Source organism: Methylomonas lenta, from assembly GCF_001644015.1.
GTDB classification, from domain to species: domain Bacteria; phylum Pseudomonadota; class Gammaproteobacteria; order Methylococcales; family Methylomonadaceae; genus Methylomonas; species Methylomonas lenta.
Genome location: NZ_LUUI01000095.1, coordinates 29,122 through 42,255, shown reverse-complemented (window position 1 = coordinate 42,255; position 13,134 = coordinate 29,122). Strand labels below are relative to the sequence as shown.

The window sequence follows — 13,134 nt, the reverse complement described above, 5'->3', positions numbered from 1 at the left end:
TCCTCGTGTCTGTAGAGTTGACGCATTTTTATATGATTTAGGCTTTTGCTGTTGGGTTTTCACGAATGTACCTCTTGCAGCAACTGCATAATCTCAGCACTCACGGCATCTAAATCAGCGTCAATTTCAATCAAATCTCTTGGCGGTTGATATTGATAAAAATGCCGATTAAACGGAATCTCATAACCGACGATACCAATCTGCTGATCCTTATCGTCCTTCTTACTGGCATCTATCCAGGCATCAGGCACATGCGGTTGTACTTCTTTTAGAAAGTACGCTTCGTTAATGGCATTGACTGTCTGACTGGGATCAAGTGGTACATTCTCATTGTCACGCAGATCGCTATCTGCCTGGTATTCTACGATCTGTCCATCAACAGCAAATAGGCCATAGAGTGGATTGGGTTTATGTTCAGGATGAACGGTATGCCGCGGCGGCAGGGATGCCGAGGAGCGGCTATGGATTTTTTTGATGACTTTTTCCGCAGCAGGATTTTTCCAGCTGACAGCTGCTTTAATTTGCTTTTTATCTTTTGCGTCCAGATCAACAGCCGCTTTTTTACTGGCAGCATTCAGGGCGTCTTCAAACAGATTCATATCGTCATGCTGTTCTAAACCAATGACTGTCTGCAATTGTCGCGCTTTGAGTAGCAGCTTTTTTTGCTCTAACCAAAGAGTACGATCCAATAGGTCTTTGAGTTGTTTTTCTTTCAGTTCGCTAAAGTGAATTTTGCAGTGTTTGCGTATCGCTTCATGGTGCGCGGTTAAGTCAGCGTAATGATCACAATCCGGTGAATCTGACCAACTGTCTTCAATGGCATATTCTGCGTAAATCCATTGCATGGCAGCGTTTAACGCACCACTGACAAATCGCAAAGTGTCTATGCGTTCATCACTAAATTGATAGGACTCACGTAAGGGACGTTCTATGGTGATGCGCCTATACCCAAATTGATAGGTATGAAAGATTTTGCTAGAAAAGGTTTTGGCGACTTCGGATTTTGGATTGGCCGATTGTCTTCCGCGATTGCTTTTTTGCTCGGAGGGTTTGTCCAGTTCACGCGCATCCACTGCTTCAAACGCACCAAAGCACCGCGTGATGGTAGCAATGTCGTCATCATCCATGATGTTACGTTTACTGCCTAATGACTTGCGCATTTTGCCGTATAAGTTGACGCCGTTGATCAACTGCACTTTGCCTTTGCGTTCTGCGGCTTTTTTATTGGACAGTATCCAGATATAGGTAGAAATACCGGTGTTGTAAAACATATCAGTTGGCAAGGCGACAATGGCTTCTAATAAATCTGCTTCCAGGATATAGCGACGGATTTCCGATTCGCCAGAACCGGCACCACCTGTAAACAGCGGTGAGCCGTTGAGAATAATGCCAATCCGAGACCCGCCGTCCGCAGCATCGCGTAACTTGCTGATCAGGTGCAATAAGAACAGTAACGAACCATCAGACACACGCGGTAAACCGGGTCCAAAACGACCAGCAAAACCTTTTAGCGTGTACTCGTCTTTAATATCCGTTTCAATCTTTTTCCAGTCCACACCAAAGGGTGGATTACACAGCATGTAATCAAATTTGTCCGCATAGAGTTGGTCATTGGACAAGGTATTGCCGAGCTTAATGTTTTTGACGTCTTGGCCTTTGATCAGCATATCTGCTTTGCAGATGGCATAACTTTCCGGATTGAGTTCTTGACCGTAAGCAAGTATCACCGCTTGTGGGTTTAGCTCGTGTACATATTCCATACCTGCGGAAAGAAAGCCACCTGTGCCGCCGGTTGCATCATAGAGCGTGCGAATAATACCGGGTTTTGTCAGCACTTCATCATCTTCCATGAACACCAGTGAGGTTGTCAGGCTAATAATGTCGCGCGGGGTAAAGTGTTCTCCGGCGGTTTCATTCGAGCTTTCAGCAAAGCGACGAATCAGCTCTTCAAATACCAAACCCATGTCATGATTTGAAATGGCCTTGGGGCTTAAATCGGTTGTTCTGACTTTTTGCACAATCCTATAGAGCAGATTAGCGTCGTTGAGCTGACTAATAAAATCAGTAAATTTAAAGTGTTCAAAAATCTCACGCGCATCTTTTGAAAAGCCTTGAATGTACGCTTCAAGATTAGCGGCAATGCCTGCTTCACCTAGTTTGGACAAGTCCATTTTGGAGGTGTTGTAAAACGATAAGCCATTGGTTGCTCTGAGCAGCAGCTTTTCTTGCGCCTCTTCTGACACGTTCATTGCTTGTACTTTATCAACCTGCGCTAACACCGCTGCTTTGCTGTCTTCCAGTACGCATTCAAGGCGACGTAACAAAGTAAATGGCAGAATGATGCGACCGTACTGACTTTGTTTAAAGTCACCGCGTAACAAGTCTGCTAATGACCAAATGTAGGCCGCTAAGTTGTTGGGGGTTTGTGTCATAGTGTCCTTTCTATCGCTTGCGTTTGCAGAGCGTATGGCGGGTGATCAATTAATCGCTGCATAATACCATCTGAAGAGAAGGCTCAACGCCAATAAAGCGCGCGCGTGGGCATGTTGGGTCTCAGAAAAATTAACCAATGGCTTGCTTAGTAAAATTGATACCCGCTGAGCAGTAACCGTTAACAGTTTATCATTGCTCAAATCCCTATGGGACTTTGGATTCATCTGCTTTAACACACGTCTTAAACATTCAGCATTTGCTTAGCGCTCAATCTAGCGATCAAGTGTTTCATGACTTGAGCGTCTTGGTCTTGATTGAAAAAGATCGACTGAGAAATCCAATCAATAATCTCTATTTCCAGCAAATCACCTAAGCCTTTCCGTAATATCACCCCTTCAATCAATCGCTCATCCGTTGCATGCTGGTGGGCTAGATTTTCGTTATTGCGTGCAGTTTCAGATCAGTACATACATTCTTCGGTTTATCCTGCGGCCAAAGCTTTTGTGAAATCCCTGGGCTTATTATCGTCCATCGTGAAGATAGGAAACGATAGAACACTGGATAACGCCACCCTTGTGATCATAAAGCAAATTACTGAATATTGAGTATTTTAATCAATCAGAATTTTGCAAAGACTATAGTATTTTGATGTTTTTATTAAGCCATGCTGCCAGTAGCTAAAATATATTCCCACTAACTTTGTATATTATATGGAGAGTATATATCTCCACGCATAAGTTACCTTTAGAACATGAGCTAGTTTATGCGTTTCATTTATTAATTAATTCTTGGAGTATAAAATGTCAGAAAATAATGAAAATGATAAATTCGCAAGATTAAGAGCGATTGCGTCAGATGAAGCATCAGAAAGCTCAACGCAAGATGTTAGATTCTGGAGTTTTGAACGAGATGGCGATATTTTAGGTACTATCCAGGGTACCAGTAGCTTTAAACATCCTAGGTTCAATGAGCAACACACAATGACCGTGAGACTCGCTGATTCCAATGAATTAGTGTCGATTTTTTTAAATGATTGGTTACAGGAAGGCTTAAGACGGAAACAAGCCGAAGTGGGTGACTCAATCCTGATTAGGTTTTTCGGCATGCAACCTGGTGAACGCTTTAACCGGTATCAACTGGAGATTGAGAAAGCCAATCCTACCTATCCTGAATTAGACACTATGAAGTTTTAAACACATTTAACGTACTGGTTTAGACCAGTACGTTATTTTTGCCCTCGATTTGTCCATCCTTTGACATTTGGATAATATTTGTCAATTCAGCTGAGGATAGACACAAGCCTTTGGTCTTTTCGAAGTCATGGAAAACTGGATGTCAGCTATTGAGCTTGACTCGCTGAAATCGGCGAATTCACACTATCGACCACTTTGCGACATTCCGGATTTAAGAAGTATGGCCGCTGCACCACAGTTAGCCGCCATTCATCTCAAAGCTAGGCATTTCCTTGATACCGCGCTAGGTGTTAAAGCGGTGGAGGCATACATGCCGAAAATTTCCCGGCGAGTTCTAGTATGATTCGCTGTAGCGGTTGCTGACCTGAAAGCACTACGGCTTGCATGCAGGCCATAACTGCTAGCCCATTTGTGTTACGCAATACATCTTGAAGTAGTTTGAGTGGATAGCCGTCATGATGTCTTCGGATTGGATGAATACCTGCGTGTGCGTATGAATTGAGTGCTTTCCAGTTGTTATCTTTGAAACGGGCAAGAGCATCATAGGCCTGTTGAGGACCGCTTTTTTCGAGGGCCTGTATCATCTGGGCAATTTGCGGCATATTCTTTGCCGTCTGTTCTGATTCAAGCGATAAGTCGGCGGTTAATTTCGAAATTTGCTCATTAGAAGCAGCGTAAGTTAGCCAAATAGAGCGGGTAAGCGCCTCAAACTGTGCGCGGTGAACTACTAGTGCTGATGGCAAAAGTCCTGCTCGAAGCAGTGTTCTTGCCGAGTGCCAATGCTCCAGTGAAAGGGAGCAGGCAACATCACTTGTTCTAATTCTTGACGAATTGTCTAAGAGTGGTAAGTCAATTATTTCTTGCAACTTCTCAGCAAGATTATCGGATTCATCAAAAATTTCGAATGGCTTCATTTTCTGAGTAACACTTAATGCTGAGGTAAGCGGCGACTGGTGTGGAGCGCAGCGACGAACGGCTTGACCGATTTGTTAGGCGAATACTCAACCATAAAGCTTTTTCAGTACCGGGCGCCTGCCCGCTACATGCAGCCGCATATAGATCTTCCGCCCTTGGAGCGCTTTATAGCCCCAAGCGAAGTGACTTGCCTCCGCAAACGTGAAAATTTCGCTTGAATGCGCCTCAATTCGGATATCGCTGGCATCGGGGCCAGGCGACTCGAATTCTTCAAGTTTTCGAAAAGGCCAAAAGCCTGAGCCATAAAGCAGCTCCCAGTAACTGAGGATGATCGGCTTCGAACTCAGGTTTCGTACGAAAACTTCGTTGCCGATATCCGGTTCTGAGGTGAAGTTGTAACCCACTTCAATGCGAAATCTGGCGTTCCACAATTCCCATAGTTTGACAAGAGCCAACATGGTTGAGAGGGCTGCACCCCACCAAGCGATGTAGTTGATTCCAGTAGGTTCCGACATTCCTTATTACGCCTAACGCCTCGTTAAGAGGCAAAAAATTGTTGGCTAAAATTAGCGACGAAGGAGCAAAAGCCAACTGTTTTTTGTCCTTTTAAACGACTTGTTAAGTTTCTTGGAAATCCCTAGCTAACATAGTGGATGCTATAGAAGGTTCAATGGCATCCTTACCTGAAAACTTCTTAGCAGCCTCATAACCTTCAGTTCGATATTGAGCAAGCATTTCACTATACGTAGATATTCTACTTGTATCAATGCGAAGCCTTAGCGCCGTTCCTTTATATTTACACTCTAGATCTTGCTTTGATGTGCGATCTAATAAAATGCTTTTATCATTACTTGCAATAAAGAAATCGCCTCCATTTCTGCAAATTCTGCTGGTCATATAAAGACCAAACCCAGAATTTTGCCATTCATCATCTCTTCGTTTTTTTACACCCTTAAACATTTTACCAGACACTCCCGGCAACATTGCGAGATGCAAAGCATCTCGTTCGTCTTTAATTTTTAAATATGGGTTAGTAGATAAGCCATGCTTGATTCCATTACCGGTATCAAGAACAGCGAACTCAACTAAGTTTTTTGTCGGCCAATATTGAGCACAATATTCAATTACTTCAGAATCAGAATGCTCAACAACATTTCGGAGTATCTCTCTTATAGAAAATGTAAGAGTATCAACCAAATCGCCATCTTCCAGACGAGTTAATATTTTAGCTATTCGCTCTGATTTAGCTTCAATTACATTACCAACATGGTCATATGAATCCGTAGCTTCTTTTTTTAGCTCAGCAACATTCAAAATTGTAAGAGGCAAATATGTACTACTACCAGCGGCTTCACCTGGTTCATTCCCGAATTTAAGCCCAAAGGCTCTAAAGAACCCCATATGTGCAGCATATGATTTGTTTTTATGATTTAAAGCTGTAAATTTACTTTTAGGCTTAGTCTCTCTGAATCTTTTTAATTCATTGGCAACATAAGCCATTGTAAAAGGTTCAACTCGACAAAGGTTAACGAAATCAAAAGCATACTCATCTGAATGTTCTAAATCCCATAGTCGATTACAGAAGTTTAATGCGTTGATAAGAGATAAATTTTGAGGGATTTTTACTTGAATCATACTCATCCATGTAGAAGAAACTTAACGTGGAGTTGAGGCGCCTGCGCGGCTTTTCGCGCAGGTCGCCTCGAACGCAGGGTTATGCCTCAATGCTGATATACACACCATGGACATATTCTAGGTTGGTTGGAGCTTGACCCGGCGGCAAAAAGACAAGCTTCGTTAACAGGGATAAATCGGTCTTCAACAGATGTTCATTGGCCGCCCGAATTTCTGGAAGATCAAGGAACGCCAAAATCTTTGGAATCCCTTTCGTCATCATCGACGCTTTCCGTTTCCCATTGAGCAGTGCGTTGATGTCGGCAACTATTCCGTGTCGTTGCCGAGCACCATATTTGTTTCCTCCATTTACTGGAATATTGCATTTCACTTCAGCGACAAAAGCAATCGGGTAGCCAAGCCAAACATCGAATCCGTTGGAGTTTGGTTTGGCGTCCAGAACAATTCTCCGCAACTCCTTTGTAGCCGCATCGTCTAGCTTGAACTGTTCAGAAACCCAGTCGGCTAGCCCAAGAGCGAGCTTTAGCGTGATGGTGTTGTTTATGTCAGAAAGAACCGATTTCAGGTTCAGTAACGACGACAAACTAAGAGAACCTGCGTAGTCCTCTTCTGGCAGGTCGAACTCTTTAACAAAGAAACGGTTGAGCCGGGACTGCAACTCGCGTTCTCTGTTGTACGGAAGATCAGGATGCGTGTCTTGAGGCATAACAAGTTATTAAGCTGTTAACCGCATATCTACCTGAGAATAAACTTTGTCTTGCTAATTTATTGATCTGCATATCATCTAAGATAGGTGGTTATGACTGCTGACGGTCTGATTGCTGCCATTGAATCAGAATAAACGATGGGCCGCAACGGGTCGATTGTGTCGGTTCGCAGCACCCAGAAACCAGGCATTCACTAAATCCTAAGGCACTCCCGAGTGCTTTTATTTTAACTTGCTGCTCAGAATATTCCTGTGGCTACAGGCACATCGTATCATGACAGATGCAGCCTTGGCATACGCGCATAGTGATCCGATTTCACTAGCTATTCAGTGGCTTGATACAGATTATTCCTGAGATCGATGTCGCTATACTTGATCATGCCGATGCCTAGATGCTGATAAAGCGGTATATGGATATTGTGATTGTCGGTATGTGAGTTGCTTATGGGTAGCCTGACATATATAATTTTCTAGAAAAACTTGCGATTGGCAATGTTTAAGTATTACTCCATTTTAAAGCCACCTTGTGAAAAGTTAATGTTGCTAGAAAATAAACAGTACATATTAGATATTTTAATCGAGTACTTTAATGAAAATGACTGGCCTGTTTATGTAAATAAATCAAAATTACTTGACAGAAGCTCCATTTACCCTAACGAATCCTATCCCAATATAAAAACTGTCAAAATTGAAAGGCACAGGGCTGTTTTGGGCGATCAATATAGGGAAGGCCTGGGTATGAATGCCTATAAAACGTATTGGATGTGTTATTCTGTCAATGAACTAACACGTAAGGTAATCGATTTAGGCGAGCAACCAGGCTCATACTCAATTAATATGGCTGGTCTTGTTGATAAGCATCTTGATTATGAAAGTTTTAGTTTGAATATTGAACCTCTAGAGAATGGTCTGTATCGAGTTAATGAACTAACATACAATCTAACGAAAGAAGTAACTTCTGTCGATGATATTTGCAATTGTATTTTTGAAATAATACCAGGGCATGTAGAGTACTTTACAATTTGTATCGATTCGGAAGAGTGTTTTTCTAAAGTTGAAAAAGACAAGTTGATTTCAGACTATGAATCAGAGCTTCGTGAACAGTTAGTCGAAAAAGCCAATGAGTTATGGGAAGACAGGGAGTAATTCGAGTCCATCAATGTGGCGTCTATTGCAATAACCAATAAGAAAACCCCCATTAATTATTGATTGGCTCACCTGATTCAGCGGAGAGTAGCGATCATAATCTCTCAAATCCAACGGATTGTTTTGAATTTAACTGACTTAACAGTTCATCCCAGCCTGTCAACGCTACTTCAGAACTGCGTCAGCAACCAGTAGCTTTAATATCCATAAGATATACAGATCCCAACGGCAATCAAATCTAGGTTGACGGCTTATGCTACTCTTGGTCTTCCAATATTACCGGTTCAGGGATGTAGTATTTTACCACGCACAAAGGCTGCTCTAATGTTATCGGGTGTCAGCATGCGAACGTAGTGATCGGTTTTGATCAGGTAAGCGGGGGTCTTGTATAGACTGTTTCTCAACTGGATGTCGTTATATTTGTTCACGCCGATACACACATACCGGTATTGGTTTATTGGCATTGCAATTGTAATAAAGCCCTCTAATCTGGGTAATCACTGTAACCCAATACTCACCAATTTCTTATCTTTACTCACTTTAGCGCCGTTATAGAACCACATGACATAGTAACGGAAGCCTTTTTCTGTATCGTGTTCAAGCTTTCAGACATCGACTACGAGCTATCGGAACAAATGCTTTAAATCCAGGTTGGTTAAGATTTTAGCATCGTTGGTTGAGGGTGATCGTGTTTCCCATACTATTAGCAAAGTTTATGCGGATGACGAGAAGTTGATCATGTTGATCATGTTGATCAATCAACGAATCCATAGAAGTCACCAGTCCACGACGATTTATCTTTTTATGAAACTCGCGTTTAAAGACGCGAGTTGTTAAACAACCCACGCTTTGATGGGGTTCATGATTACCATCAGAAACAGCAAGGTACTCAGTCAACCGACAGCTTGTTTAAGCAGTGAAAAGCCGTTGAATCAATCATGATACTTTAGCGCTCTAAACGGCATCGCTGTGTATTACTTCAAGCATTTGATTAACACTGGCATGCATGCGAGTCATCGATTCGTGATCACTATCAACTTGATAAAGATCAAGTTGTTTTTAAGTGCTGCCTGTTGATCAATGCTTTCCATAACATCAGTAAGTAAAACACTGAGAAATAGCACGTTGATCCTGGTATTGAATTCATGTAACGGAAACTGTTTCAGCAATGGATGCAAATAGCCTCTCAGAGCGCTGTAGAGCGCGTGTGTTAACGACTCAAGGTTACTAATACCAAACCATTGCCTTGATCGATAGCGGCGCTTAGAGGGCGTTATGTTGGTCGATATCCGATCATTAAGTAACTGTTTTTTATTAACTATTTTTATATCGCTTCACATCAATTGCCCAACAGTAACCCTATCTCTGCAATCATCACAAACAATCACTGTTTTCAATGCTGTTTTAATTTTCTATGATTAAGAAGAAGTACCGTTGACACGCTCCTATAAGCAAATGTCAACGGCACCGATGATCAACTCAGTTCGTTACTTGGATCTAGGTCTACCGATATTACCGGTTTTAGGTGGTAGTATTTCACCACGACCAAAGGTTCGACCGTCACCGGGCGTCAGCATGCGGACGTAATGATCAATCTTGATCAGGTAGGCTGCTGCTTGATTTAAATGCTCGCGTTTCTCTGTATCGCTGAAGTGGATCAACCCGATGCCACAGTCAGGATACGTGTCTTTGTTGGCATTACAATTCCAAATACGACCTTGACTACCCACGATACACTTCACCCAATAATCACCAACCATTCGAGCTAGTATAACATCTTGCCTGACTTTAGAGCCATCGAAGAACAGGATCAGGTGGTAGTGAAATCCCTTCTCAGGACCGTATTCAAACGACCAGATATTACCCACCAGATGTTCAAACAGGCTATTCCTCCTGGTATTGTTTAAGAAGTGCTTAAAATGAGACCTCGCTTGCCAGTACTTTTTAGGGATGTCCGCTTGATTGATGATGTGATTACCTTTCTGATAACCCAAGTCGATCCTCACCACGATTAGTTTCGAATAATGATCAAACAAGGAATCAATATAATGCATCATGCCGTCCTGATTCTTCTTTGACAGGCGATTAGCGTTATAAATGATTGTTCTAAATGCAGCACTTTTTGTTTCAGCTCTGATTTGATCAACACAGGCATGCATGCGAGTCATTAACTCCTGCATGACTGGGTAATCACCATCCGTTTGATACCGATTATGTCGTTTATTAAGTGATGCCTGTTGTTCGATGCTTTCCATAACATTAGTGTTTATAACGCTTCGAAAGAACGCGTTGATGTATGGATTGAATTCATGAATCGGAAACTGATTCAGAAGTGGATACAGGTAGTTCTTAACAGTACTGGATAATCGTTTTGTTAAGGGTGTGGGTGTTACTCGTACCACACCCTTTCCTTGATCAATGACGGTGTATAACGGATCATTACCTTGCTCGATGATGGCATGTACTAGTTGTTCAATCTCAAACAGTTTTTCAGATAACTTTTTCATAAAAAAATCTCATGGTTAATGGATGAATTTGTTTATGAACTTGCACTAGCAGGACGATCAACTACGATCGATGGATTGTTTTGAGCAATCCATCTGTAGGTTTATTTACAGATAGCAAAGATTGCTAATGATATGGAGACCCGTTACAGGTGAATGGAATCAACTGTTGGTTAATGAGAATGATCAAGTTATCTGTCTTTTATGTAGACAGATAACTGAATGCTAACGAGACAGACAGGGATGGTTAGGAGAATGCGTAGGGATAGAGATGCTTGTGTTACGGCTTATAGCCTTAATGGGCTTTATTGCCTTATAGACTTATAGGTCTTAGGTAATAATAATTAAATATTATTAATAACATCAAATCCTTAATTACAGCCCCCTTAAACATCCTAGCAGTCATTGCTCAAAAATATCTTGAGTGACTTGATTTCAAGGAAAATCAAAAAGGTAATCGAATACATAGTTAGTGCAAGTCCATACTATCAGTAGTTTTATTGAATAGACCAAAACCAACGTTTCAAATCAGACAATCTTGACCCTTCCCTTATACACAAGTCGCCACCATGAAGTTGCATCTATTTACTTCCGTATGTCGATTAGCAAAGTAATCAGACTTTTGCTAATCGACGAACCCTTAAGTCAGCGAATCCTGGAAGTCTTATAAATACCGAGCTGAAAACAACCAAATGGAAAGCCTGGAGCGTGCATCCTGGATTTCGTAAACACTGGATTAATGCGTGGTTTGGTATTCAAGGCAAATCCTAAGACCAAATGCAGAACGGATTCAAAGCGGCTTCCCAATCGTGTATTGAGTTCATTTTTACCGAGTTCCATCAAGGTCTATGAGAACACCTTCAAGACGCTTCCGACTTCATGTCATTGCAGCATGGCATGGCATGACCTCACCCCTCCTCCTCTAATCCATAAGGTCGTCCGACTAGGGAGCGAGAGCAATAGCCTGGCTAAAAATCCATAATTTTTTTATCCAAAAAGGAATCGTTATAGACGTTATTTTTAAAGCAGGGAAAACAACCTATTTATTTTAAATGGACCCACTCTACGTTGTATTGGTAAACCCGCAATTATGTGCTAGACTTCATACTCAGTTATGTGGATAAGGTTTTACCTCGTTTCTCTGTTAATTCTTGAGCATGTTAGATGGCAAATTTTCATTTTCAAATGAATCATCTCAATCGAGCCATGACACTTGGCATTGTGGCCGCCGCCGCATACCGCGCGGGTGTGTGCTTACGTGATAACAAAACCGGACTCTATTATGACTATCGAAATCGTTCGGGCATTCTGCATAGGGATATTAAGGCTCCACACTCGGCACCTGAATGGGTATTCGATCGTTATCAACTTTGGAATACAACGGACCTCTTGGAAACCCGAAAGGATGCTCGTCTGGCGAGAGACCTCTTGATCTGCCTACCCAAAGAATTATCAGATCTTCATCGACTGGAACTCGTTAATAACTTTGTGGATAAATGCTTTGTCAGTCAGGGCATGATTGCGGACTTTGCCATTCACGGCCCAAGCGAAAAAAAAGGTGGCTGCAACTATCATGTTCACATTCTTTTGACACTCAGAAGTATTGATCACAATGGATTTGGTCTAAAGGTGCGGGAGTGGAATAAGATTTACCACCTACGTCGCTGGCGACGGGAATGGGCTGAACAAGCCAATCATATATTAGAGCGCGAAGGCTTTGACTGTCGTATCGATCACCGCAGTCGAGCAGAAAAAGAACGAGAGGCAGAAAAAGCGCTATCAGATTCAAAATCAGTGCCGGAACCTCATTTAAATGCCGACTTGGGCGATGACACCCTTGAAGCCGCCAACCCGAATGAATCTGTCTCATTCAATAGAAGCGAAGAAGCGACTGTCGCAGACAGGGATCAATTACCAGCGGAACTGCTGAGTAATGATGCGGAGTATGCTGAAATTCTGAGGGCAGGCGAAAGTTTAGACCGAATGCTACAAAATCAAGCAGGACTCAATTTTTTACTTGGTTTAGCGCGCAATTCGCACTTGTCACTGAGTGAACGTAAAGCTGAACTTGATGACTTTACCGAAATCTTTAACAGTCGGCTATCCAAAATCAATTATGTTATCGGGCTTCTCGGCGAAACTTCAGCCAAAGAGCGCTTTATTTTGCAAGAACAACTTGAAAGCACATCTTTCAGGGCCTATTCAAATAAAATCTTGGCCACTTTACTGGAAGAAGAGTTTGCAGAAAAGGCTTCAAAAGAGATAAGAACACTGTTTAGACAGAGCCAGATTGAAGAGCATACTTATAAACAATATAGCAACGAATGGCATTCTCGCGCCGTAAGAGATGGCCGCTATTTTGTTTTCAACCCAACAGCATTGGATAAAATCGAACGACTAAGGGCAGTAGAAAATAAGAAATGGTTTGAACTGCAGTGTAAAGCCAAAGAACTTCAGTGGACGGCAGCAGAGTTAGAAAAAGAAACACAACGACTGCAGGAACAACTGAATAAAAATCTCGCATTGAGTTTTGAGTTAAAGAAAGATTTTGAGCGTGACCGGCATAGGGATCGATAATTCTCAATCATATTGTCTCGCATAG

At 42.1% G+C, this 13,134-nt stretch carries 9 protein-coding genes; 3 read left to right on the top strand and 6 right to left on the bottom strand.

Annotated elements, in window-relative coordinates:
• Positions 1 to 59: 59 nt before the first annotated feature.
• Positions 60 to 2,432 carry a type I restriction-modification system subunit M gene (locus A1359_RS08430; protein WP_066980930.1) on the bottom strand — a complete coding sequence of 791 codons (2,373 nt, stop codon included), beginning with the start codon at positions 2,430 to 2,432 and terminating at the stop codon, positions 60 to 62.
• 801 nt (positions 2,433 to 3,233) lie between these two features.
• On the opposite strand from A1359_RS08430, the gene A1359_RS08425 reads away from it, so the two are divergent.
• Positions 3,234 to 3,626 (top strand): hypothetical protein, encoded by a 393-nt coding sequence (locus tag A1359_RS08425; RefSeq protein ID WP_066980927.1) that lies wholly within the window; start codon positions 3,234 to 3,236, stop codon positions 3,624 to 3,626.
• A 290-nt stretch (positions 3,627 to 3,916) separates the two neighbouring features.
• On the opposite strand, the gene A1359_RS08420 is transcribed toward A1359_RS08425, so the two are convergent.
• The 4 genes from A1359_RS08420 to A1359_RS08405 form a co-directional block, all read right to left on the bottom strand.
• A complete protein-coding gene (locus A1359_RS08420; protein ID WP_066980924.1) occupies positions 3,917 to 4,540 on the bottom strand; it encodes a DUF6988 family protein in 624 nt (207 codons plus the stop codon).
• 87 nt (positions 4,541 to 4,627) lie between these two features.
• Complete coding sequence (locus tag A1359_RS08415; protein WP_066980921.1) at positions 4,628 to 5,056, bottom strand: hypothetical protein; 429 nt, start codon at positions 5,054 to 5,056, stop codon at positions 4,628 to 4,630.
• 103 nt (positions 5,057 to 5,159) lie between these two features.
• Positions 5,160 to 6,176: a hypothetical protein gene (locus A1359_RS08410; protein WP_198159300.1), complete on the bottom strand. Its 1,017-nt coding sequence runs from the start codon at positions 6,174 to 6,176 to the stop codon at positions 5,160 to 5,162.
• 79 nt (positions 6,177 to 6,255) lie between these two features.
• Positions 6,256 to 6,882 (bottom strand): hypothetical protein, encoded by a 627-nt coding sequence (locus tag A1359_RS08405; protein ID WP_066980916.1) that lies wholly within the window; start codon positions 6,880 to 6,882, stop codon positions 6,256 to 6,258.
• A gap of 492 nt (positions 6,883 to 7,374) precedes the next feature.
• On the opposite strand from A1359_RS08405, the gene A1359_RS08400 reads away from it, so the two are divergent.
• Complete coding sequence (locus tag A1359_RS08400) at positions 7,375 to 8,028, top strand: hypothetical protein (protein ID WP_066980914.1); 654 nt, start codon at positions 7,375 to 7,377, stop codon at positions 8,026 to 8,028.
• A gap of 1,487 nt (positions 8,029 to 9,515) precedes the next feature.
• On the opposite strand, the gene A1359_RS08395 is transcribed toward A1359_RS08400, so the two are convergent.
• Positions 9,516 to 10,535, bottom strand: a complete 1,020-nt coding sequence (locus tag A1359_RS08395) for a YagK/YfjJ domain-containing protein (RefSeq protein ID WP_066980911.1) — start codon at positions 10,533 to 10,535, stop codon at positions 9,516 to 9,518.
• A gap of 1,161 nt (positions 10,536 to 11,696) precedes the next feature.
• Here A1359_RS08395 and mobQ point away from each other — a divergent pair.
• The gene (gene mobQ, locus A1359_RS08390; protein ID WP_066980908.1) at positions 11,697 to 13,109 is read left to right on the top strand and encodes a MobQ family relaxase; all 1,413 of its coding nucleotides are present in this window, start codon (positions 11,697 to 11,699) and stop codon (positions 13,107 to 13,109) included.
• Positions 13,110 to 13,134: the final 25 nt, after the last annotated feature.